Genomic DNA, 24149 nt, shown 5'->3' on the forward strand with positions numbered 1-24149 from the left:
CTGTAATTGGATGCAAAATAACACAAGCTATGCAGTAGTAGATCTTGGGTCAAACAGCTTTCATATGATGATTGCCCAAGTTGTTGCAGGTAGTGTGCAAATAATTGGTCGGGTTAAACGAAAAGTCCGACTAGCGTCAGGTTTAAATGAAAACATGTTTTTATCTGACGAAGCAATGCAAAGGGGTTGGGAATGCCTCAATCTTTTTGCAGAGCGATTACAAGACATTCCCCGAGAGAATATAAAAATTTCTGGAACCGCCACTCTCCGACTCGCTAAAAATGTAGATACCTTTCTTGAAAAAGCCGAACAAATTCTTGGTTTCCCAATCCAAATCATTTCTGGCGAAGTAGAGGCTCAAACTATATATAAAGGTGCAGCTTACACATCAAGTTCAAATAAAAAGAAACTCGTTATAGATATTGGTGGTGCAAGCACAGAGCTTATAGCTGGTGAGGGCCATTTGCCTCAAGTGTTTACTAGTATAAATGTAGGGTGTGTTACCTATTTAGACCGGTACTTTAAAAATGGTGTGTTAAGTGAAGCCAACTTTAATAGTGCGATTGAAGCTGCGGAACTAGAAATCAACAACGTAAAGTCAAAGTACAGTGCGTTTGATTGGCAAGAAGAAGTTGGTGCGTCGGGTACCGTTCAGGCTATTCAAGAAATACTGATGGCCCAGGGTTTTGACGAAATAATTACCCTAGAAAGGCTTAATGCGATTATGCAGCAATCCGTATCATTTGGATTTCTTGATAAGCTGGCAATTAAGGGCTTAGTTCAAGAGCGAAGATTAGTATTCCCAAGTGGCTTAGCCATTCTTATTGCTATATTCAAACAGTTAAATTTAACTGGAATGACACTCGCTGGCGGTGCGCTTCGAGAAGGACAGCTTTACTCAATGCTGCCAGAGCTTACGAAGTTGAACGTAAGAGAGCGAACAATTAAAAGTGTAATGACACGTTACCATATAGATACTAGACACGCTCAGCGCGTTTCTGAGCTTAGTTTAGAATTAGCAGAACAACTAGCTCCGAACTGGGACTTAAATCAATTTGAGGCTATCGATATATTAAAGTCGGCGGCGTTGGTTCACGAAGTCGGTTTGCAGGTTAGTTACAAAGATCAGCAAATTCATGCGAGCTACTTGTTGGCTAACTCCAACTTACCGGGTTTTACCACGGCCCAAAAGAACTTATTAACAGCTATAGTGCGCAACCATCGTGACGATATCGATCACTCAATGTTATCAGCGCAAACCACAACGTCAGTATTATTAGCGATACGGTTAGTGCGTATACTGAGATTATCAGTCATCTTGTCATTACGACGAACAGATGAAGTGTTACCTAATATTGAAGTGTCGATTGTGGGTGAAGAGTTGTCTATACATCTTCCTAATGGTTGGTTAGAAGCTAATCCATTAAGTGCCGCAGAGTTGCATCAAGAAGCAAGTTACCAAGCACTTCAGGGCTGGCAGTTAAAGCTAACTTAGTTAACCTTAACAACCTTAACCACCACAAAAAAAGAAAAAACCTTTAAGTATCAATTTTTTGAATAACAATTCCCAAAGAAATAACGCCCATTGCTCAGTAATTAACGCATACTACAAACGCTATAAATACTATTGCTTAAGCCACTTTGCTGCGGTTTTTGCAAAGTAAGTAAGGATGCCATCTGCTCCCGCACGTTTAAATGCTAGTAGAGATTCCATGATTACCGGTTCTTCCGCTAGCCAACCATTTTGGATAGCCGCCATGTGCATCGCATATTCCCCACTGACCTGGTAAGCAAAAGTAGGCACTTCAAATTCACTCTTAACACGACGCACAATATCTAAATAAGGCATACCTGGTTTAACCATCACCATATCAGCGCCCTCTTGAAGATCTAGAGCAATTTCCTTCATAGCTTCATTTGAATTAGCTGGGTCCATTTGATAATTCTTTTTATCAGCCCCCTTCAAGTTACCAGCTGAGCCCACAGCATCTCTAAACGGGCCATAATAACTAGAAGCGTACTTAGCTGAGTAAGCCATTATTTTTACATTGTGAAAGCCAGCCTTTTCTAATGCTGTTCTAATAGCGCCAATACGGCCGTCCATCATGTCGGAAGGAGCAACAATATCTACGCCCGCTTCAGCGTGAGACAAGGCCTGCTTCACTAACACTTCCGTTGTAACGTCGTTAAGAACATAACCGGAATCATCAATAATCCCATCTTGTCCATGCACGGTAAACGGGTCTAATGCAACGTCAGAAATAATACCCAACTCTGGATAGGCTTTTTTTAAGGCTTTAATCGCCTTTTGAGCCAAACCTTCCGAATTATAAGACTCTTCAGCTAATTCTGTTTTTATTTCACTTGGCGTGACTGGAAAAATGGCAATAGCCGGAATACCCAATTCAACCAATTCTTTTGCTTCTTCTAATAAAAGATCGATAGATAAACGTTCTACACCAGGCATAGAGTCAACGCTCTCACGACGGTTTTTACCCTCTAATACAAACATTGGATAAATTAAGTCATTCACTGTTAATGCGTTTTCCTGCATCAAACGACGAGAAAAATCATCCGAGCGCATGCGTCGCATACGTGTATTTGGGAATTGACCTAAACCTTTATCTAACATTAATTAATCCTCTATTTTATGAACGACAACACAATTTCGACCGTTATTTTTTGCTGCGTATAATGCTTTATCAGAAAGCTCAACAAACTGCTCCGGTGTGAGTTTGTGCTCTTTTTGTGTGCATGCAACACCTAAGCTAACGGTACACTTTACGGTGCCAGATGAAGTTGCGATTTGCGCTTCTTCAATATTCTTTCTCACTTTTTCAGCTAATACCTCTGCACCTGCAATATCAGTGTTCGGTAGTAACATGGCAAACTCTTCGCCGCCATATCTAAATATTTCATCTGAAGACCGATTAAGTTGTTCTTCACCAGTATGAGCAACAGTTCGGATAACTTCATCACCTGCCACATGGCCAAATTTGTCGTTAACCGCCTTAAAGTGATCAATATCAAACATAATTAGCGATAATGGCGTTAACTCTCTTCTAGAGCGCCTAATTTCAGCTTGGATACGTTTATCAAAATGACGGCGGTTATGGATGCCTGAAAGTGCGTCTAAGGTGTTAATCTTCTCTAATTCGTTATTTCTATCTTCCAGTTCACGCAGAGTTAACTGTAACTCAAGGTTTTGTTCAGCAAGTTGGGTTTGCAAATCATCAGATTGTTCAAAGTCTTCGTATGCAAGAGTAAATGGCGTTTCATGATCTTTTTCCATTCTCTTCTTAATCATACTGACCGACAAGATTGTTACTAATACCAACATAGCCAGCTGTAGCAAGTCTAAATTGGTAAAGGGCAAATTAGCGTCAGTGAAACTATTAACCGCAATAAATAACATAGCGGCTAATAAAACGGCTACGCCTAGGTTTAAATCCTGATCCTCATGAACGCCTTGCTTCCAAAGCCAAAAGCCAGAATAAATATGAAAACAACACAATGTGATTGCCGCAACCATTACCAAATAAAGGCCCCATTGATAACTAACATAAAGCGTTAGTGGCAATATAACGACTGCTCCAATAGCAATACCAATAAAACTGACGGTAAGAGGGTGACCAGCCTGAACGCTATGAATATAGTTTCTTGCTAAAAGAGCCGAACAAGCCATTGCGATACAACTAAAAAGGTACACAGCGTGCTGTTGCATCAATGGGTATTCAGGCCAAATATAATGAAACGCATAGCCATTCATTGTCAGAGTAATCATAAGTAACGACATCATTAGTGCCGCGTCTAACAAAGCATTTTTTGATTGGCTAAAAATAAAAACAATAAGATAAGCGAAAACTGCAGCAGAAATAATGCCGATAAATAAACCCGCTAAAAGGCGATCGTAGTTTTCCTGTTGCTGAAAACTTTCTTTTTGCCACAAGGTTAGTGGAAAGTTCACCGTGCCCTGAGACTGAACTGCAATATAAAACTCTAAAGACTCATCGGTTAATAATGAAATGGGGATAATAAACGTTTCTTGCAGGACTGGACGAAGTACAAAAGAGTAGTTATCACCTAGGTTTTGTACACTGCGAACTTTTCCATTATGCAAAGTATAGACAGTGACGTTATCTAAAAGAGCATTATCAAGTTCAATATACAATGACGTGGGGTTTGGGTTTATGTTCTGTAAACCAAAGCGAAACCAATGAACACGATCATCATATCCAAATTTAATAAAATCTTCGGATAAGGTGCTCCATCCTTCTATTGGCGGAGTTTCAAGAGGATCGTCATTGCCAATGTTATATTCGAGAAAAGGTACTAAGTTTACTGATCCCTTATTTAAATCTATTTGATATGGTGTGGGTTCGGCCATAGCTGTTTGAGACAGAACTAAAAGTAATATCAAGACCAAATTACGCATGTAATTAACCGCCCTTTTATTTGCGAGGCTTAACCAAAGTGGCTAAGAATAAACCAAGCTCAAACAGCAGCCACATAGGAATAGCCAATAATGTCTGACTAATAACATCGGGTGGAGTCAGTAACATCCCTAAAACAAAAGCACCAACAATAACTAATGGTCTTTTATTTTTTAAAGTCTCAACCGTCGTTACACCAGCCCAACAAGAAACAAAAACGACAATAGGCACTTCAAAAGCCAGCCCAAAAGCAAAAAATAGCTTTAATATGAAATCTAAGTAACTACTAATGTCAGTGGCAATAGTTATACCCTCAGGTGCTACACTTGTGAAAAACGAAAATACGATAGGAAATACAACAAAGTAAGCGAATGCTATGCCGCCATAAAACAAGAAAACAGAAGAGAATAATATAGGGCCCGCGAGTTTCTTTTCATGGCTATATAAACCAGGTGCAATAAACCCCCACATTTGATGCAAAATAATTGGAAATGCCAACATTAAGGCAAACATGAAGGCCATTTTGAAAGGTGTGAAAAAGGGTGCTGCAACATCAGTGGCAATCATACTTGCACCACTTGGCATAACATCTAGAAGGGGCTGTGATACTTGTGTATAAATATCGTTAGCAAAGTAAGCCAGGCCAATAAAACAGATTAGTACAGCTAAAACAGACCTAATAAGGCGTTGCCTTATCTCAATCAAGTGCTCAATGAGTGGTGGTGTTGATGAAGTCGTCATTATTTTTGTTTAACGTCCATTTTAGGCACTGCTTGTTCCTGTCCAGCGTCTGGTAACTGATGCTCTTCTTGTTTATTCACAGAAGGCGCTGGTGAATCATCAATAAAATTAGGATTTACGCTTCGGGCTGCATCTTTAAGTTCATTAATGGAATTTTGAACCTCAGGTGATAGACCGGTTAAACCGTTCTTCTCAGCCTCTTTGAGGTTTTGATGTAGCTCATGAATACGTAGCTGTTCATTAACTTCAGCACTCAGCCCTTGCGTCATTTGAGATAATTTTCGTTTCATTTGAACGAGCTTTCGTAATGCGCCTGGCAATTTGTCCGGACCTAAAACAATAGTGCCTACAATTGCGATTACAATAAATTCCCAAAAGCCCATGATTAGTTACTTTTCCGATTCTTTTTTGTGCTCGATGAAAAGTCAGCATCACTTGATAATTGATCCGATGCATCTTCTTTCTTTTCTACTGCTTGTTCATCGTTAATTGACTTTTTAAAACCTTTTACAGCTGAACCCAGATCTGAACCAATATTTTTTAGTCTTTTTGTTCCAAATAAAAGCACAACAATTACTAAAATAATCACTAGTTGCCAAATACTTATGCCACCAAAACCCATAATGAACCCCTTCCTAATAAATTCCTGCTATTATAAAGTGATATTAGACCAAATCATATGTATATGACTCTTTTTAATACTCACTAATATGGACACTATGCACAAATATAACCTACACGGATTAGTAGTTATAGTTCTATTATTGTTCTGTAACAAAACTTCCGCAAAATCAGTCCTACTTCAAACAAATGCAGAAAATAGTGCATGCGCTTCCGCGCAAGTTGAAACCAAAAATTCAAAAGCAGCCATTGATTTATGTAAAGTCTCACGCGAAGTTGAAGGCCCTAACGAAGAAGAAAGGCTAAAAGTGTTATTCGTAGATGTTAACTCTATGATGGAAACCGTAGGCTCATCGATGGATTGGACTGCCAATTGGATAGATGGCAAGTTTACTGAGTCGGAAATGGGCAGAAATAAAGCAAAAGCGTGGGGGCATATCAACGTAGGTTGGGAGCCAAAAGAAAGTGAATGGGATAATTTTCCAATAAAATTCAGGGTAAAGGCGAAGTTGCCCAATTTAGAAAACAAAGTGGAAATTATTTTTTCCGATAATGAACAAGAAGACCTAAATAGCTTACCTTATGAAACCGTTCGTCCTGAAGCTTTAAAGTCGAGTCAACGCTCACTAGGCGCAGCAGTCAGGTTTATGCACAGTTCTTCAGAAAACTTTAGTAGCGCCTCGAGAATTGGTACTGGAGATGGCCAAGTCTATGTTCGTTCCGGCTTAACATATAATAAAAAGCTGTTATCGAACAAGCTGACCGTTTATTTACAGCCAGCGATTGAATACTACTACTCAGATGGACTTGGTGGCCGCCTGTTGTTTGACAGTGCCTATGCGTTAAACTTAAAAAACGAACTAAGAGTCAGTTACTTACTTCAAGACAGAGAGAGTTTTGATGCTGCAACTTGGCGAAATGGTGTTTATTCTATTTCAGCCCTAAGTAATGAAACTGCGCTTATTATTGGTGCGACCGCAGCCGGTGTTGTGGAGCCAGATTATAGGCCCGAGTTTTATAAATTAAGCGTAAGAATCCGTAAAAAAGCCATTCGCAGTTGGATATTTATAGAGTTTGAACCATTCGTTGAGTTTAATCGGCCTAGGTTAGTCGAAGACTTTCAAAATGGTCATATCTATGGTGAATTTGAAAGGGATATAGGAATTGCACTGCGTTTTGAAGCGCATTATGGCTTCAATTAAAGTCGCTACTTTCTTAATTTCCAAGCGTTAATCGCTGCCAACAAAGCTAATAAACAATCGGCAACAAACCAACGTTGGTCATTATTTACATCGGCAAACAAAGTAATTAAAAGCACTGCTAGTGAGCTAATACTAAAGATACACAAGCGCTTAAAAAACTTCTGTTGGCGATGTTGCATAAGCGTATATTCGCTAACTAAGTCTTGCTTCATTTTTGGTATAGCTTCAATACTTTTTAAGCTGCTGAACACTAATTCAGGCATTTGCGGCGCTTTTTCTAACCAGTAAGGCAAGTTTTGTTTCGTTTGTTTTAAAAAAGCTTTAACGCCCATCTGTTCGCTTACCCAGTCTTCTAAAAATGGTTTTGCCGTTTCCCATAAATCTAACTTCGGGTATAACTGACGTCCAAGTCCTTCAACATAAAGTAAGGTTTTTTGCAGTAGTACTAGTTGAGGTTGCACTTGCATTTCAAATTGACGAGCCGTATCGAATAAACCAATCAATACTTGGGCAAACGAGATATCTTCTAAAGGCTTGTTAAATATAGGATCGCACACAGAGCGAATAGCCATTTCAAACTGCTCAACGTTAATATGACTAGGAAACCCAGCCAGATTGAACATGCAATTGAGCAACTTTAAGGTAATCGCGATTAAAAAAGGCGACAAAGTTTTCAGCTAAGTAACGTTTGTCTTCAGAATTTAATGTCCCAATAATGCCAAAGTCGATGCCGATATATTGCGGATCTGAAGGGTTTTCTTTTGAAATGAAAATATTGCCCGGGTGCATATCAGCATGGAAAAAACTATCTCTGAATACCTGAGTGAAAAACACTCTAACACCGCGTTCTGCTAATTTTTTAAGATCAGAGCCTTGAGCATTTAATTGGGCAATGTCGGAAACTGGAATTCCGTATATTCTTTCCATAACCAACACGTTTTGAGTACAAAAGTCACTGTAAATATCAGGTATATATAAATCATCCGACTGTTCAAAGTTACGTTTAAGTTGCAAGCCGTTAGCCGCTTCTTGTTGTAAATTGAGTTCGTTAAGAATGGTTTTTTTGTATTCTTCTACCACTTCAACAGGGCGAAGTCGTTTAGACTCAGCCAGTGCAAAGTCCACAAGCTTAGCGAAGACTAACATGAGTGCAACATCAGCTTGGATAAGCTTTTCTATATTTGGGCGGATGACCTTTACAACAACATCTTTGTGATCGGGCGATTCTACGGTACCTAAGTTAATAGTCGCGCAGTGAACTTGTGCAATTGAGGCTGATGCCAACGGCTCGGGCTCAAAATCAATGAGTAAGTCGTTAATGTTTGTTAAGTTCAACTCTTGTTTTATGGTCTTAATTGCTAACTCAGAGGAGAACGGCGGTACCTGATCTTGCAGTTTAGTAAGCTCTAAGCTTAGCTCTGGAGAAAGCAAATCTTTGCGAGTCGACAACATTTGGCCAAACTTTATCCAAACTGGCCCTAAGCCTTCAAGCGCCAGCCTTAAGTTAATATGTTTGGACTGATTTTTAGGTGCTTTTGGATACCAAAAAAAGAAACCAAGCAAGACTCTTAAGTACCAAGGTTGAACTCGCTTTGGGATTAGATCAAACAGGCGAAAATAAAGAAAGGTATGAAATATTTGAAAAAATCGCACTAGTTTCACAGTGTGTCCTTAACGGATTTTATTGATGCCAACAGCTTTTCAGTTCTTGCTGAAACAGAATCAACTTGGTCAGAGAAATGTCTCAGTTCAATAGACGTTGGAACTACTTTTAGCTCTTCTGTTAGTGCTGTGTGCACTGTGTAGTCCAAATCAACTTGTTTGCGTTTAATTGTGGCAACCGCTTGCTTACCTGAACTAAATAAACGGTGAGTTAAGCCGTCGCCTAAATAATTAGAAGCCCACTCTTGCCAGTCTATGTCATTTTCAATAAATAGTGATGAAAACCGTTGGGCAATACTTAGCTCGCCTTCGAGTTCCAATAAGTCTTGTTTAATTAGATAGGTGATTTGGGAAGCGTCAGACAACTTTTTAAGTTGTGATAGCTCGGTTTTTACAAAACAATGTCGTTGGCTAGTTTCGCTAGAAATACGAACTGCACCATTAAACACGCCAATATTGACGGACAACTTAATATCCGTCAGCTCAACACTTAACGACTTGTTTTCGAGTGACGCAAGTTTTGCAGCAGCAGAATGATCATGCCTTAGTGCTTTATTTAAAGCTGGCTCTGCAATAGAAAATAGTGCTTGCTGCAATAGAATCAAAATTTGAATCCTTTATGGAGTGCAACAATACCACCAGTTAAATTATGGTAGCCAACTTGTTCAAAACCAACGTTTTCCATCATTGATTTAAGGGTATCTTGGTCAGGGTGCATACGAATCGACTCTGACAAATATTGGTAACTCTCTTTGTCATTAGCGATAGCTTGACCCATAGAAGGCAGAATATTGAATGAATAAAAGTCATACGCTTTGTTTAGCCATTCTTGTTGCGGTTTTGAAAACTCTAGAACCAATAATCGGCCACCTGGTTTCAAAACTCTAAAAATTGAAGCTAAAGCGTTATCTTTATTTGTAACATTTCGTAAACCAAACGCGATGGTTACTAAATCAAACGTGTTATCAGCAAAAGGCAATGCTTCTGCATTTGCTTGAACATATTCAATGTTGCCGACGTAACCTTTATTGCGAAGTTTTTCACGACCAACCTTGATCATCGAATCATTAATGTCTGCTAATACAACTTGTCCTGTAGGCCCTACAATCTCACTAAACTTGCGGGTTAGGTCACCTGTACCGCCAGCTAAGTCGAGTACTTTATTACCTGGTCTAACGGCGCTCGCATCTATGGTAAAACGTTTCCATAACCTATGAACTCCAAAAGACATTAAGTCATTCATGATGTCGTATTTTGCTGCAACTGAATGAAAAACACTTGCTACCATTTTTTCTTTGTCGTTTTTATCTATCGTTTGGTAGCCAAAATGGGTCTTACCTGCAGGTTCATTCTCAGTTTTCATTTGATCTTCGCGTCATAGTGGAATAAGTTGTGGTTAGTTTACTGAAATGTTTGTGGAATACCAAATAGTCAGTTACCAAAGAATGTAATACTTTACTTCTTTGAGGTTGGTTTAGAAAAATACCGTTTAAAAATCATGAGTATTTGCTAAACTGGAATTTGTTGAATAATTTTTGAGCTCTTCTAATGCGAATTTTTGTTGTTTTCGTAACTATGCTTTTTACTATATCTCTTGCTGACGCTAATCAGCAGACGATGCTGCGCGTTCAATTGCAACAATTGACATTACAAAGTGCAATGTTAACAGATGTAGAAAAAGTGGATCGCATTCAAGCACTAAGTACATTAATTAACCTTCAAGATGAAAAACAAACCAAATTAGTTCAATCTCCTGAACAATTATTTCAAAGTGGTTATGGTAACGAAGCTGAATTAGCGTTTGCAAAGTGGCAAATGTTAAGTGACCTTGGCTTACCAAAAGAACAATTTAGACTAGTGTATGTGCAAGATAAAAAAGACTTGTCTAGACAAGTTTGGTTAGCTTGGTATACCGCTGATAAAATTAAACTTATTACGTCTTCCGATGTTATCGACCGAACAAAAACAGTGAAAAGAATTCAGTCAGAAGTTGATGTTCTGTCTGTTTTAGATCCTGAACTAGTTTTATCAAACCGCAGTCACACTCGCTCTTCTAATACATAGAACTCAGACAAAATATAAAAATAATAACAAAAGTCGCAGGAAATTATGAAGTTATCACGTCAGTTGGTGGTTATCCACAGTGTAATTATTGGGCTGTTAGTCATCGGCTATGCGTGGCTGTCTTTATTGAATATTCGTCAATTGACCATTCAAGAGTTAGTAAATCAATCAAGCACCTCAGCACAATACTTAGTTGAACCTATTGCAAAGTTAGTGATAGAGGGTGAGAAAGACAGATTTAAATCAAAAATAGATGTGTTTTATGATTCTGGAAATTACTCGCGTATCACGTTATACGGCAATGAAAACTTTATGCCGATACTTTATGAACGTAGTGAATTAGACCAAGTAGCGGATGTGCCTAGTTGGTTTATAAAACTGTTTCCAATTGAGCCTATTGTGGGCGAAAAAGAAATATATAATGGGCTCGACAGAGTCGCATTTTTAGAAGTTCAAACTCACCCTTTTGCTTTTTATCAATTTGTTTGGCGTCAGTTTCTTAGATATTTTGTTGGTGACATTATTTGTTGGTGTGATTGCGTGGGCCATGGGCATTGCATTGATTAACATAGTACTAAAACCAATTCTTGCAGTTAAAAACCAAGCCGCCGCGGTCACAAATAAACACTTTACCCAAATCACTGATCATTCTGGTATTGCTGAGTTCGAACAGCTTATTGAAGTACACAACAGTATGACAACTCAAATTCAGGCGCTCTTTTCCCAGCAACAAAAGCAATTAGACGACTTAAAAGACAATTTATATCACGAAGCAAGCAGTGGCTTACCTAATCGAGAGTATTTTCAACTAACACTTGCTGATTTCTTAAACCGTAAAAGCGAACGCCTAATGGGCGGTCTGGTAATGATTCATTTAAATGACTTAACCAAGTTACGGCATGACCAGAGCTTTTCTGCTTATCAAGATGTGATTAGCTATGTAGTTAAAGTGGTTGAAAGAGTGACGGGTATGGGGAAAAACGCCCCGTTATTTCAACTAAATGAGCAAGACTTTGCGCTGCTGTTATTACACCAAGGAACATCCGATATTTTAGAGTCCAGTAAGCTAATTGTTAGGCAGCTTGAAGATTGTGAGCCATTAGAACAGCTTGGTGGATGTTTTGTTGGTGCCAGTGAGATACTAGAGCACGATACATCCGTGTCACTTACTAAAAGAACTGACGAAGCACTAAAATATGCGAAAAAAAGCCATAAACGCTTTTACATGGACAAGTCCACTGGCGAATCAAATAACAATACATTGTTTAAATCTAAACAAGAAGTTGTACACGCCATAGAGCGCTCACGAGTCGAATTTTTTACTCAGCCAGTCATTGATCCAATTAGCGGAGAAAAGTTGTTTACTGAGCTTTATACAAAGCTTTCTATTGATGAACAACCGCTGTCGTTACCTCAGGTGCTTATTTTAGCGGAAAAATTTGAAGTCACTCCGGCTTTAGATAAAAAGGTACTAATGGAAGTGGAAAAACACTACCAGTTAGGTGCACTTAAAGACAAAATCTCTATTAATATTTCTGCGTTCTCATTCGACTCAGAAGTCTTTCAAACCTGGTTAATAAAATGGTTGAACGAAGAACCTGCGTTAGCGAAAAATATCATCTTGGAATTTGATGAAATTGATTTAGCGCATACCTCTAATGCTCGAGATATCAGCTTCAAGCTTGCTAATCATGGTATTGAAATCGCGATAGATCACTTTGGACGAGGCTCTAGCAGTCTATCCAGATTCTCAGATATGAAATTACATTGGTTAAAAGTAGACAGTCGATATATACAAAAAGACTCAACAGATAATAATCGTGATTATCTAAAAATGATTTGTGAACTGGTTTCAAAATTAGGCGTTAAAGCTATTATTCCTAATATCGAGTCGGATGAACAAATTGAGTTAGCAAAAGAAGTGGGTTGTGCTGGTATTCAAGGCTTTAAAATTGCTAAGCCTATTTCTATATTTGAGCAGGTTTAGTCAACAAATACTCGGTTGCGTCCTGTGGCTTTTGCCATTCTTAAGGCAGAGTTTGCACGTTGAATAGTGCCTTCTAAACCTAGTGTTTCGGTATACTCGGTCACACCAAGTGAAACCGTTATCTTCGGTAGTTTTTCTTTGCTTTTGGCATTAATAAACTGCAGTTTTTCTACGCCAAGTCTTACTTTTCAGCCACTTCTTTGGCTGCTTGTTTTGACGTTTCAGGGATAAGAATTAAAAACTCTTCACCGCCAGTTCTTATTGGTAAGCCCGAGGCTGATACATAACTCTTAACCTTTTGCGCTACCTTAGACAAAATAACATTACCAACTGTGACGCCGTAATTGTCATTAAACTGTTTAAAGTGGTCGAGATTAATCGCAATAGCAGCAATTTTGTTGATGTCGCTTTGTAGCCACATATCTACAGTGGTATTCATGACATTTCGATCAAACAAGCCAGTTAACTGATCTAGTTTTCTGCTTTCTTCAACTTCATCTATGCGCTGTTGCAATTGTTCAGTGCGCTTTTGTGCTTGTTTAAGTGCATTCACTAACACCTTTTGAGCACTTTTCATCGATGAGGTCACATTTAGCAGTCGTTCTATTACTTGTTGCGATGTTTGAATGTCAGACTTGTCTAGCAATAATAAGCCTTCATCTAACATTGTGATGTAATTTGAAGTGTCTTTTTGAGCTTTAGAGGCATGTCGATTAGTTGCATTAACCACAGCGTTAATGTCTTTTACTAAAGCACCTTGTGAAGTGTCCGCTACTAGGATGTGGCGATTATATAAAGACTCAATTAAGAAAGAGTCAATGGTTCGGCCAGCCTTTATATCAGCATCTAATTCAGAACAAAGCTCAGCATTTGAGTTAGAAACATACTCATACACTACGCTGTAGTTAACTGGACTAGCTGGCAAGCGAAATTGCTTTAAAAACCCCAAAGCTTTTTGTAGCTTTTGGTCTGCTTGCTCCATAGTATCCTGATATTTCATGAACTAACGACTCCGAACGACACACTAAAATGTTTCATGGGGATTGTATGGGAAAAATGAATGTACAATCTCAACAACACAAGAATAATTTTATAGGTTAGGCTAGTAAACTAATTACCTTTTATTTTCAGGTCAAGGAAATACTGCAATAATTGGCGTTTAATTCATAATTTTTAGCAAAAGGTCTTAAAGTAACTAAATGGCGACATCCAAAGCACGCAGCGACGCTCAAAAATCAGCCAGAAAACAATCTATTATTGATGCAGCCGTTGAGTTGTTATCGGGTAATGTAAGTGAACTTCCGCCAGTATCAGCGATTGCTAAGCAAGCGGGGTTTGCCAAAGGAACGGTATATATTTACTTTGATTCGAAAGAACGTTTGTTTTTAGATATTTATCAAGACTTGTACGCAAAATGTGTATCTAATTTTAGGCGAGAATTACACTTAAGAGACATTCAGCAAGTCGCGTTGTTTTGGTTTGAGCAACCTATATTTAGTAAGCTAATGTCTTTGGCGGATGGCATGCTTATTTCTAGTTTATCTACTGAAGATAAAAAACAATATCTATTAGATAGAGAAAATACATTAGATAACGTTTTAACAAATAGCCAAACAGTAAATGTGCTTAAAGAAGAACGTGATCGTTGGTATCAAATGGTCAAACTCACCATGAGTTCAATCCAATTGGTTTGGTTGGAAGAATCTCTGTATGATGAAAAAGAACCTAAAAAAGAAGTGTTTATCGCGATGGCAGCCGATGCTGCAAAGCCAGTCTGGGATGCGTACATAAAAACGACTTTGCAATCTAAAAAAAGTAAGCCGTGGCATTCTTTTTTACAGAAAAATAAATAAGCGGAATGAAAATGAAAAAATGTTTGAGCCTCTTTGCGTTATCAAAAGCTATCGTGTTAAAAGTTGTCCTGCTTTCTCTCCTAGCATTGTCTTTGAGTGCGTGCGCGAGTCTTGAGGTTGAGTCTAAAAAACGCTTCTCTGAAGTATCTAAACAAGTATGGCAAGAATACCAAGCGTCTAATCCTTTTACATCAAAAGCTGAGGATGCGAACAGCTTAGCCGGTACGTTACCTGACTTATCACCTTCAGGCATCAAAGCAAAACAGCAAAAACTCGCCAAGTGGATATCTGAAATAAAGCAGTTTGAAACCGCTGTGTTATCGGAACAAGATCAAATTAATCAGCAAACGTTATTACACCGCTTACAAAACGAATATGACCAAATTGTCTACAAAGGCCACTATATTCCGTTGACATCAGAGGGTGGCTTTCATACATCGTTAGCCTTTTTACCAAGCAGCACAAAGCTCAATTCCAAACAAGACATAGAGTTCTACTTTCAACGGCTGTCAGCCTTTGGGGTTTATTTTGATCAGAATATAGCGTGGATGAGAGAAGGCATCAAAACCGGTTATACCCAACCTAAATTGGTACTAGAAGGCTACGAGCAAAGCATTGATGGTCTAGTCGCTATAAATCCGGAACAAAGCGTTTTTTATCAACCTTTCACAAACATTGATTTTTTGTCAGTGGATGAACAGCAACAAGTTCAAAACCGAGCAAAGCAGGTGATTACAGAAAAGGTAAATGCGGCTTATATTTCATTTAGAACCTTTATGTTGGAAGAGTATATACCTGCGGCCAAAAACGATATTGCGTTTAAAACGGTTCCTAATGGTATTGAGTTCTATAAAAACCGAGTTAAGCATTACACCACAACCGATATGTCCGTTGATGAGATCCATCAGCTTGGTCTGAGTGAGGTCGCGCGTATAAGAGCTGAAATGGAAAAAGTGATTGCTAAAACAGGCTTTGACGGAAGCTTTTCAGACTTCTTATCGTATTTACGAACTGATCCTACATTCTACGCAACCACTCCAAAGCAGTTATTAATGGAAGCGAGCTTTATCGCTAAAAAAATGGATGCGCAATTACCTAAGCTATTTAATGTGTTACCACGAACGCCTTATGGTGTTGCTCCAGTGCCGGTACACATTGCACCCAAATACACAACAGGCCGATACATTTCTGCTTCTAGCGATACAGACGCTGGATATTATTGGGTTAATACCTACGCATTAGATCGACGACCTCTTTATGAGCTTGAAGCATTAACTTTGCATGAATCAGTACCAGGACATCATTTACAAATCTCACTTACGCAAGAGTTAAAAGACACGCCTAAATATCGTTCGTCATATTATATTTCCGCATTTGGCGAAGGTTGGGGGCTGTATTCTGAGTGGCTAGGGCTTGAAGTTGGGTTTTATCAAGATCCTTATTCAAACTTTGGTCGATTAACTTATGAAATGTGGCGTGCATTAAGGCTGGTGGTTGATACTGGCATGCATATGAAAGGCTGGACTAGACAGCAGGCTATTGATTTAATGACAGAAAATAGCGCGTTGTCGGCTCATAACATCCAAACAGAAGTAGACCGATACATTTCTTGGCCTGCACAAGCGTTGTCTTATAAAATAGGTGAGATTACTATTAAGCGCTTGAGAAAAAAGGCAGAATCAATGTTAGGAAACGACTTTGACGTCAGAGAGTTTCACAACCAAGTATTGAAAAACGGCTCGGTAACCTTATCTCAGTTAGAACGCCAAATTCAGCGTTATATTGATGAAAGGTTACAAAAACAGAAGTTACAAGATTCAACTAATTAAAAAATAAAGGAATCCATTTTGGTGGTAAACAAATTTACCCGATTCTTATGGAAACAATTTAGTCAGATTACCTGGCCTGCTCTTGTCACCTTGTTGGTATTACATTCAACCTTAAGCTGGGTGTTGTTGAGATGGGCTGGTGAACTCGCCTTACTAGATTTTCATGAGTATCTCTATTATTACGTAGTGACAACAAGTACGGTTGGTTATGGCGACCTGAGTCCTACAAGTGAAGCGGGCAAATACATTGTTGCGCTAATTCAAATTCCATTAGGGCTCGCTATTTTTGGTGCGCTCCTTGGCAAGATGGGTCAATCGGTTGGAAAGGTTTTGAGGCAAGTTATGACGGGTGAAAAAGATTTTCGTTATTTAGATACACACATTTTAATTTTTGGTTGGCATGAACGCCGTACTGGAAAAATTATTGAGCACATCTTAGGCGACGACAAGCGGCAACAGCGAAAAATATTGCTGTGTGTAACACAAGAGATGGAGCATCCGTTTTATGAAAATGGCATGGTGGAATTCGCTAGGTTACGTTCGTTTACAGATAATGAAGAGCTAGAGCGAATTGCTGCTAAAAAGGCGGATAGAGTTATTGTGGACTGTGAAAACGACGACATGACTTTCACCACCGCATTAAAGTTGAGCAAAATCATTGCTGATGATTGCCATATTTCTGCGTATTTTGATGAAGACGAAAAAGTAGAAATGCTAAAAAACTACACGACCAATGTTGAAGCAAACTCGTCTAGAACTGCAGAAATGCTAGTAAGATCAATGCAAGATCCAGGTAGCAGCAAGCTATTAGAAGAAATGATGTCTACACTTCGTGGTGTTACTCAGTTTTCTACTGAAATACCAAAGGGTGCGCCATCAAGTCAATTTGGGCAGTTGTTTTATTATTTAAAGCAAAACCACGATGCAATTCTGTTGGCGGTTGCCAAAGATAGGATTGGTATGGAAATGAAGCTTAACCCGGGTAACGATTATGTGATCAAACCAGGGTGTGTCATCCACTATATTTCCAAACAACGCATCATAGCTAATGAAGTCAATTGGCAAGCAGTAAGCAAGTACGTGATTAAATAAGGGTTGAAATGAGTAAAGTTTTAGAAGATTTGTTGGGCCATTTGGCATTGGAAAAAATTGAAGAAGGTTTGTTCCGAGGTCAAAGTCAAAACTTAGGTTTTGGGCGTGTTTTTGGTGGTCAGGTTATTGGCCAAGCGCTAAGTGCAGCAAAAGAAACTGTTGAAGACCGTTTTGTTCACTCGTTCCATAGTTATTTTTTGCGCCCTGGTGACGATCAAAAACCAATTGTATATGACGTAGAAAATATTCGTGATGGTCGCTCTTTTAGTACTCGTCGTGTAAGAGCATTGCAGTATGGTAAGCCAGTTTTTTATATGACGGCGTCGTTTCAAACGGAAGAAGTAGGTTACGAACATAGCCCAGAAATGCCAAATGTTGTTGGCCCTGAAGGCTTAAAGTCTGAGCATGAGTTTTTCCAAGAAAACATTGATAAAATACCGGGCACGCTGCGTTCTATTATTGCCGGTGAAAAACCAATAGAAATTCGTCACGTACAAGTTAATGACCCTTTCGCACCTGAAAAAATGCCAGGTCGTCGTCAAGTGTGGATAAAGTCGAATGGGAGCCTTCCTGACGATGAGCGTATCCATCGTTATTTGTTGGCATATGCATCGGATTTTAACTTTTTACCAACGGCATTGTTTCCACATGGCCGCAGCCACATCCTAAGAGACATGCAAGTGGCGACGCTTGACCACTCTATGTGGTTCCATCGCCCATTTAGAATGGATGAGTGGATATTGTTTGATATGGACAGCACAAGCGCAAGCGGAGGCCGTGGATTGGTTAAAGGGCAGTTCTTTAACCAGCAAGGTGAGTTAGTTGCGTCGGCAATGCAAGAAGGCGTGATTCGAGACTACAAGGCGTTTCCAAAATCGTAGTACCGCATAATTTGTATACACTGATTTCTTAAAAAAACCTTGTTTTTCAACAAGGTTTTTTTATGCTTTTCTGAACCTGAACCTGAACCTGAACCTGAACCTGAACCTGAACCTGAACCTAGCCCAGTGATTGCAATGACTGCAAAATATCTGACTCTAGCAGAGAGTTAATATCTTCAGCAGTGGCTTTACCCGCGTCCGTTAAGTGCATCAAGCCAGCTTCGTCCGTCTCAACATACTTTTGTTCTTTGATACAAGATACAAAGCTTGAGGTGATCTTCTTGTCAAAATACTCTGGCGCTTTAATGTCGTGCAAAGTAAGAAGACGCTTGGCTAATTTTAAGCAGTCGCTTTCTAATTCACTGCGCTGTATGCCGTGAACTTGTTGTATACGATTAAACGCCAATGCATAACGTTGCAATGTGTCTTTCATTATTTTCGCCAGTAGGCTTAATTGTAGGCTGCCTAACGAAGAGCGATTACGAATAGACAAGGTGTCATCGCTTACTTCAATAATATCGTTTTGAGCAAAGTAACCTATTATTTTATCAACATAACCGTCTACATCTTCTGTGGTAATAAACATTTCGTTTTTAAGTAGCGGTAAAATGTTTGTCACTTTTTGTTTAATTTTATCTGACGATGTTTTACTAGAGTGTGTTAACTCAGCTGCAACAATAGCGGCAATAGCAAACAAATGAACCACGTTGTTTCGGTAGTAACTCATCAAAATAGCATTTTTGTCATCAAGCTTAATAATCGTGCCGTATTCGTCACTATCAGAGTCTACTTTCTCTAGTAAAATGGCTTCATCAATAATGGCAGAGGCTGACTCTGTTGGCGTTTTCACTAAGTTTGAATAAGGGACCGAAGTCTGTAAGCCAATATAAAACTCAATTAACGCTTCCATTTCTACTCGTGGTAAAGCATGGCTGTCAGAGGTTAGTAGCGCCAATGCCGACAAGTTAACCGTGTTTAAAACCGCGGCATCATTAATAGAGCCCATGACTTTATTGGCTGTATGATTAACAACTGGCGTTAACCAATTTGGTTTCACCACATCCACCGGATTAATTAACGAACGCCAATCTGGTGCTTGTTCGTTCATTATTTCGTTTAGGCTAATTGGCTCGCCAAAATTCACGTCACCGTGGCCATAGTTTTTAAGATTCTTGATTGCCTTAAAAATACCAAAAATCGATTCACTTTCTTTGCTTTTGCCTTTTAATTCACTTAGATAGGTATTTACTTCCATTACATGTTCGTAACCAATGTAAACAGGCACAAGGGTAATTGGGCGATCTACGCCACGAAGCATTGACTGTATCGTCATGGCTAACATGCCAGTTTTAGGTGATAACAATCTACCCGTTCTAGAACGGCCACCTTCGGTGTAATACTTAACTGGGTAACCTTTAATGAACAACTGCGAAAGGTACTCACGAAATACTGCAGAATACAACTTGTTGCCTTTGAAGCTTCGGCGTAAGAAAAATGCACCAGCTTTACGGAATACAGGACCCGCAGGCCAGAAGTTTAAATTAATACCGGCAGCAATATGTGGCGGCACTAAGCCTTCATGATAAATAACGTAGGTTAGTAAAAGATAATCCATGTGGCTGCGATGGCACGGCACATAAACAATCTCATGACCTTTTTGTGCTAAGTCTCTTAACTTGTCAGCATTGTGAACACGAATACCGTTATAAATTTTGTTCCATACCCAAGTCAGGATACGAGAGCCCATTCGAATGTAGTTTTCGTTGTAGTCGCCTGCAATTTCTTCAAGAAGCTTTTTAGCGTTTGCTTTTGCTTCTTCCAGGGAAATATCTTTAGATTCCATTTCTTCGTGCAGCGCTTTTTTAAGTGCGGGGCTGGCTAGCATACTATTGAAAAAAGCCTGACGTTCCATCACTTTAGGGCCAGTTGCAACTATGCGTTGGCGTTCAAAATGAATACGAGCAACACGCACTAACTTGTGTGCTGTTTCTTCAGATGGGCCATAGTCATTAACCATTTTTTGCAATGAAACTGGCTTACTAATTCTGATAAAACTGCTGCGACCATAAAGCAATACAATCATGAACTTACGAAACGGAGATGCTTGTAAAGTTTGTGTGATAATGTCCATTAAGCGAGTTTTGCGATTTGTGTCTTTTTCGACACCTGGGTTACGACCCCAGCAAATCATAACCGGTACAAACTGTATATCTTTGCCCGTACGCTCTACTAATTCCAGCATCGCTTGGCCCGTTTTTACGGTTTTTTTAGCGTGATGGTCTTTGTTCAAAAAGATAGAATCTACCGGCTTAACACCAATCGTTCTTTTAACTGAGTCGCTGTCTAAATCAATAGAGCCAAAAGGTGATGGTAAGTTAAGACGCTTGGCCGCTTGCTTTAAAGCAAGCTTATCTGTGTATGAATCTGTCATCAATACGTAGGAAATTGGCTTAGACGAATCTATACCGCTTTCGCTATTTTTCTCGTCAGTAACTAGTTGAGTGCGAATGAAAGGACGAGTTAACCAATACATTAAAACATTTAAAATGGACATAAAAACCTTAATACAAAAATGAATGCAGCAGGGGATTTTAACAAAGGTTAGCTAAAAACCCATCATTCTTATTAAATTTTATGTTGCACAACCTCGACGCCTGTATATACTGACAGTTATGTTACTGTATGGAAAAACAGATGATGCGACCACTTACTGCTAGACAATCAGAAATATTAGATCTAATTAGAGATTCAATTACCTCAACAGGTATGCCACCAACTCGAGCTGAAATTGCTAAAACGTTGGGCTTTAGGTCGGCTAATGCCGCTGAAGATCACTTAAAAGCACTGGCTAAAAAAGGTTTCATAGAAATGTTACCTGGCACCTCTAGAGGCATTCGTCTAACAGAAGAAGTCGCTAACGACGATCCAGGTTTACCGCTTGTTGGTAAAGTTGCAGCCGGCTCGCCAATATTAGCAATGGAGCACGTTGACCGTCATGTAAATATTGATCCAGCTATGTTTTCACCAATGGCCGACTTTTTGTTGAAAGTTGAAGGTGAAAGTATGAAGGATATTGGTATTTTAGACGGCGATTTATTAGCTGTTCATAAAACTCAAACCGCCAGAGATGGTCAGGTTGTAGTTGCAAGAGTGGAAGAAGACGTTACGGTTAAAAGACTTGAGCGTAAAGGTAGCAAGGTTATATTGCATGCTGAAAACCCTGAGTTCTCACCAATTAACGTAGACCTAAACTACCAAGACTTTGCCATTGAAGGATTAGCGGTAGGCGTTATTCGTAATTCGTCGTTAATGTAACGAATATCCAAGTCGGCTTTTCTTTGTTTGCATTAACGAATCGTCGAAAACTCTTTTAAAAGCTTCACGGGCGGTGACATGCCGTCCACAAGCTTATCTTCATCAATGGCATCAATAATGTCTTTAATGGTTTGAATGTTTTTAGGCTTATCGCATTCTAAATTCACCATATTCATAGACCAGCGGCTAAACAGTCTATATTCAGCTGGCTCAAAATAGATATTTCGTACTTTAGTGTGCCTGCTGTCTAGCGCTATTTTGTCATAAAGTGCCTGAACACTTTTTTTATCACCTTCCAGTACCTGTAAAAACATTCCACCGTTGTAAATCAAATTGCCGGTAATATCTTGGCTTGAGTTATTGTTCTTAGCGTTCACTAATAAGTCAGTTAACTCTTCATTGGAAAAAGGCTGAGTAGCACGGCTAATATAAACAAGTTGATAGAGTGACATAGATAAAACCTATACTGAAAAATTAAATATTCAGTATAGGTTAGAATGAAATTTTAGTGAGTAACGCTTGGTAAATTACCGGTTTTTAGGGCTAGTAATTGAAGGCCAGCTGTTCCATTGTTGATTTTTCTTTCTCAACAAACTTTAACCATTGCGTTGCCATTCGTTGTACGTTTTTGTATTCACTGGCCATGTTCAATGCTTCAATGGCAGCTTCAAACTCTTTTAAGTTAAAGTGCGCCATACCCAAAGCTAGATACAAATTACCAGGATTTGGTAAATCACCACGCTTTTCAGCCTCAAATGCAGCTTCGATCACATCTTTGTATTTACCCTGTTGAAGTCTGATTTCCGCTATTTGCTGGTGGGCGGTACCGTTATTTTCCAATGTAGAAAGCACTTCCAACGTATCAACGGCCTTGTCGAGTTCTTTTGCGGTTATCCAGGCTTGCGATAAGAACTTAACGTTTTTAACGTTCTTTGTAAGTACTTTTTGATCAATACCTTGCTCCATTACTGATGCAGCTTTATATGGAAGGCCGTTGAAGTAATATATTTGAGCAAGATTTCTAAAGTCCGATTGCTTAGAAATATAGCCCTGTTGATACGCAGCTTCTAATACCGCCAGTTGTTTATCTTCAGCGCCAATCTCACCATACATTCCAGCCAACTGTACCCAGTATTCAGGCTTGTTAAAACGGCGTACCATTTCTTCTAAAATTGAGGCTACTTTTTTCGGCTGTTTTAATTCGAAATATGCGGCGCGTTGCAGCACAAACCAGTTTTCTTTTGGCTCAACTTCCTGTTCTTTTGCTTCAGCTAATGCCAGGTCAATATATTGAGCTGCGTTTTGATAATCTTTGCCTTGATAACTTGCCTGCGCTTTAAGTACATTGTTCTTAACAGGGATGTCACCTTCGTTAATCCTTTCCCATCGTTCTAAAAATGAGATGGTTTTAGAGTACTCTTCGTTGGCCATGGCAAGTTGTGCTAACGAGAATAGCGTACTTTTTTCTAATGACTCTGGAATTGGATCTTGCGCGACAACTTGTTCAAAAGCTGCCATTGCCTCGGTCATTTGTTCTGCGTTGTAATAGATAAACCCGTAAAAGTTATACATCATAGCGGTTTCGTAGCTATTCAAACTGCCGGATTTAGCTTTTACTGAGTCTAATACCTCTAATCCACCTTTGACGTCACCACCATCAGCAAGTTGTTGTGCCCTTGCTAACTGACTATATACTCGTGAGTTCAATGATGGTGTGCGCTTTCGCTTTTGCTCGGCGTGCGCTTTGGCAAAATCAACATTAGGTACAACACCAACAAATGAGCTGCCTAAAAGCAAACTAGTCGCGATGAGAGAGGACGTAATAAGTGTTTTCACAGTATCTGCTCCGAATTATCCGTTAATTTCAAAAGTAATGCGGTTTTGTACGCCACTTACTTCAGTTGCTTCGCCATTTACTACACGAGGCTTATATTTAAACTTAAGGGCTGCGTCTAGTGCCGCTCGATTGAACAGGCCCTCTGGGTTTGCTTCTATCACAGTCGGTGACTTAACTGCGCCGGTTTTATCAACTACAAATTCAACAATAACGTAACCTTCAATACCGCGCTGCAAAGCTCTGCGAGGGTATACAGGCGATACTTTAACAATTGGTAAATATTCACCGTCACCTGACTCAAGCGCTAATCCACTTTGTAAAGCCATGTCGCCACCAACATCTGCACTAAAATCAAAACCAGCATCGCCCGCATCGGCAATATCAGGAGACATTTGAGGTTGCTCCATTGGCGGTGGTGGCTCTTGCGGTTGAGGTGGCTTTTTCGGTTTACGATCTTTCTTTTGTACGGTTTCTTCAGGCTTTAATCGAATAAAGTCCAAAACGCTGCCTTGTGCTGGGTCGGTGATAGCCGAATCACCAGACTTAATAAGCGCCTGCATACCGTAAAATAAAGCGGTTGTAATAATTCCTGCAATCACAACGGCTGTTAATAAACGAATGAACATAATACC

General features: G+C 39.4%; 22 protein-coding genes and 1 pseudogene. 10 read left to right on the top strand and 13 right to left on the bottom strand.

Annotation, left to right across the window (positions count from 1 at the left end; genetic code table 11):
* The first annotated feature begins 10 nt into the window (after positions 1–10).
* Entirely contained in the window at positions 11–1495 is a 1485-nt protein-coding gene (gppA, locus tag GNP35_RS14425) for a guanosine-5'-triphosphate,3'-diphosphate diphosphatase (RefSeq protein WP_155696939.1), read from the top strand.
* Between the two features lie 129 nt (positions 1496–1624).
* Here the strand turns inward: gppA and hemB are convergent, their stop codons facing one another.
* From hemB to tatA, 5 genes are read right to left on the bottom strand one after another with little or no spacing between them, the layout of a single operon-like run.
* Complete coding sequence (gene hemB / locus GNP35_RS14430) at positions 1625–2632, bottom strand: porphobilinogen synthase (protein ID WP_155696941.1); 1008 nt, start codon at positions 2630–2632, stop codon at positions 1625–1627.
* Positions 2633–2635: 3 nt separating this feature from the next.
* Positions 2636–4435, bottom strand: coding sequence for a sensor domain-containing diguanylate cyclase (locus tag GNP35_RS14435; RefSeq protein ID WP_155696943.1), 1800 nt, complete (start codon positions 4433–4435; stop codon positions 2636–2638).
* A gap of 16 nt (positions 4436–4451) precedes the next feature.
* On the bottom strand, positions 4452–5174 hold the full coding sequence (gene tatC / locus GNP35_RS14440) for a twin-arginine translocase subunit TatC (protein ID WP_155696945.1): 723 nt from the start codon (positions 5172–5174) through the stop codon (positions 4452–4454).
* Positions 5174–5557 (bottom strand): Sec-independent protein translocase protein TatB, encoded by a 384-nt coding sequence (gene tatB / locus GNP35_RS14445; RefSeq protein ID WP_155696947.1) that lies wholly within the window; start codon positions 5555–5557, stop codon positions 5174–5176. The genes tatC and tatB overlap by 1 nt, the downstream gene beginning before the upstream one ends.
* Positions 5558–5559: 2 nt before the next feature.
* Positions 5560–5796, bottom strand: coding sequence for a Sec-independent protein translocase subunit TatA (tatA, locus tag GNP35_RS14450; protein ID WP_155696949.1), 237 nt, complete (start codon positions 5794–5796; stop codon positions 5560–5562).
* A gap of 97 nt (positions 5797–5893) precedes the next feature.
* Here tatA and GNP35_RS14455 point away from each other — a divergent pair, with 97 nt between their 5' ends.
* Positions 5894–6997 (top strand): hypothetical protein, encoded by a 1104-nt coding sequence (locus tag GNP35_RS14455; RefSeq protein WP_155696951.1) that lies wholly within the window; start codon positions 5894–5896, stop codon positions 6995–6997.
* A 5-nt stretch (positions 6998–7002) separates the two neighbouring features.
* Here the strand turns inward: GNP35_RS14455 and ubiB are convergent.
* The 3 genes and pseudogenes from ubiB to ubiE all read right to left on the bottom strand — a co-directional run bounded on the left by ubiB (position 7003) and on the right by ubiE (position 10022).
* Positions 7003–8659 (bottom strand): annotated as a pseudogene (gene ubiB / locus GNP35_RS14460) (ubiquinone biosynthesis regulatory protein kinase UbiB).
* The gene (locus GNP35_RS14465) at positions 8656–9264 is read right to left on the bottom strand and encodes a ubiquinone biosynthesis accessory factor UbiJ (RefSeq protein ID WP_155696953.1); all 609 of its coding nucleotides are present in this window, start codon (positions 9262–9264) and stop codon (positions 8656–8658) included. Before GNP35_RS14465 ends, ubiB begins: the two are co-directional and overlap by 4 nt.
* Positions 9261–10022 carry a bifunctional demethylmenaquinone methyltransferase/2-methoxy-6-polyprenyl-1,4-benzoquinol methylase UbiE gene (ubiE, locus tag GNP35_RS14470; RefSeq protein WP_155696955.1) on the bottom strand — a complete coding sequence of 254 codons (762 nt, stop codon included), beginning with the start codon at positions 10020–10022 and terminating at the stop codon, positions 9261–9263. The genes GNP35_RS14465 and ubiE overlap by 4 nt, the downstream gene beginning before the upstream one ends.
* Before the next feature lie 185 nt (positions 10023–10207).
* Between ubiE and GNP35_RS14475 the strand changes: the two genes are divergently transcribed.
* Genes GNP35_RS14475 through GNP35_RS14485 form a run of 3 tightly spaced genes read left to right on the top strand, consistent with a single transcriptional unit; the run spans position 10208 to position 12710 of the window.
* Complete coding sequence (locus GNP35_RS14475) at positions 10208–10723, top strand: hypothetical protein (RefSeq protein ID WP_155696956.1); 516 nt, start codon at positions 10208–10210, stop codon at positions 10721–10723.
* Between the two features lie 45 nt (positions 10724–10768).
* Entirely contained in the window at positions 10769–11290 is a 522-nt protein-coding gene (locus GNP35_RS14480) for a LapD/MoxY N-terminal periplasmic domain-containing protein (RefSeq protein WP_155696958.1), read from the top strand.
* Complete coding sequence (locus GNP35_RS14485; RefSeq protein ID WP_155696960.1) at positions 11238–12710, top strand: EAL domain-containing protein; 1473 nt, start codon at positions 11238–11240, stop codon at positions 12708–12710. Before GNP35_RS14480 ends, GNP35_RS14485 begins: the two co-directional genes overlap by 53 nt.
* 181 nt (positions 12711–12891) lie before the next feature.
* Here the strand turns inward: GNP35_RS14485 and GNP35_RS14490 are convergent, their stop codons facing one another.
* On the bottom strand, positions 12892–13710 hold the full coding sequence (locus GNP35_RS14490; RefSeq protein WP_155696962.1) for a GGDEF domain-containing protein: 819 nt from the start codon (positions 13708–13710) through the stop codon (positions 12892–12894).
* Between the two features lie 199 nt (positions 13711–13909).
* On the opposite strand from GNP35_RS14490, the gene GNP35_RS14495 reads away from it, so the two are divergent.
* The 4 genes from GNP35_RS14495 to tesB are packed head-to-tail and all read left to right on the top strand — an operon-like array spanning position 13910 to position 18365.
* Entirely contained in the window at positions 13910–14563 is a 654-nt protein-coding gene (locus tag GNP35_RS14495; protein ID WP_155696964.1) for a TetR/AcrR family transcriptional regulator, read from the top strand.
* Between the two features lie 11 nt (positions 14564–14574).
* Positions 14575–16392 carry a DUF885 domain-containing protein gene (locus GNP35_RS14500; protein WP_155696966.1) on the top strand — a complete coding sequence of 606 codons (1818 nt, stop codon included), beginning with the start codon at positions 14575–14577 and terminating at the stop codon, positions 16390–16392.
* Between the two features lie 15 nt (positions 16393–16407).
* Complete coding sequence (locus GNP35_RS14505) at positions 16408–17484, top strand: potassium channel family protein (protein WP_414153704.1); 1077 nt, start codon at positions 16408–16410, stop codon at positions 17482–17484.
* Positions 17485–17492: 8 nt separating this feature from the next.
* Entirely contained in the window at positions 17493–18365 is an 873-nt protein-coding gene (gene tesB / locus GNP35_RS14510; protein ID WP_155696970.1) for an acyl-CoA thioesterase II, read from the top strand.
* Positions 18366–18483: 118 nt separating this feature from the next.
* Here tesB and plsB read toward each other — a convergent pair whose 3' ends face one another.
* Positions 18484–20919 (bottom strand): glycerol-3-phosphate 1-O-acyltransferase PlsB, encoded by a 2436-nt coding sequence (gene plsB, locus GNP35_RS14515; protein WP_155696972.1) that lies wholly within the window; start codon positions 20917–20919, stop codon positions 18484–18486.
* Between the two features lie 143 nt (positions 20920–21062).
* Between plsB and lexA the strand changes: the two genes are divergently transcribed.
* Entirely contained in the window at positions 21063–21680 is a 618-nt protein-coding gene (gene lexA / locus GNP35_RS14520) for a transcriptional repressor LexA (protein WP_155697155.1), read from the top strand.
* Positions 21681–21712: 32 nt separating this feature from the next.
* On the opposite strand, the gene GNP35_RS14525 is transcribed toward lexA, so the two are convergent.
* The 3 genes from GNP35_RS14525 to GNP35_RS14535 all read right to left on the bottom strand — a co-directional run bounded on the left by GNP35_RS14525 (position 21713) and on the right by GNP35_RS14535 (position 24143).
* Positions 21713–22132, bottom strand: a complete 420-nt coding sequence (locus tag GNP35_RS14525) for a BLUF domain-containing protein (protein WP_155696973.1) — start codon at positions 22130–22132, stop codon at positions 21713–21715.
* Between the two features lie 91 nt (positions 22133–22223).
* The gene (locus tag GNP35_RS14530; protein WP_330997833.1) at positions 22224–23516 is read right to left on the bottom strand and encodes a tetratricopeptide repeat protein; all 1293 of its coding nucleotides are present in this window, start codon (positions 23514–23516) and stop codon (positions 22224–22226) included.
* Between the two features lie 15 nt (positions 23517–23531).
* Complete coding sequence (locus GNP35_RS14535; RefSeq protein WP_155696975.1) at positions 23532–24143, bottom strand: energy transducer TonB; 612 nt, start codon at positions 24141–24143, stop codon at positions 23532–23534.
* Positions 24144–24149: the final 6 nt, after the last annotated feature.

The organism is Psychrosphaera haliotis (assembly GCF_009728465.1).
Classification (GTDB): Bacteria; Pseudomonadota; Gammaproteobacteria; order Enterobacterales; family Alteromonadaceae; genus Psychrosphaera; species Psychrosphaera haliotis.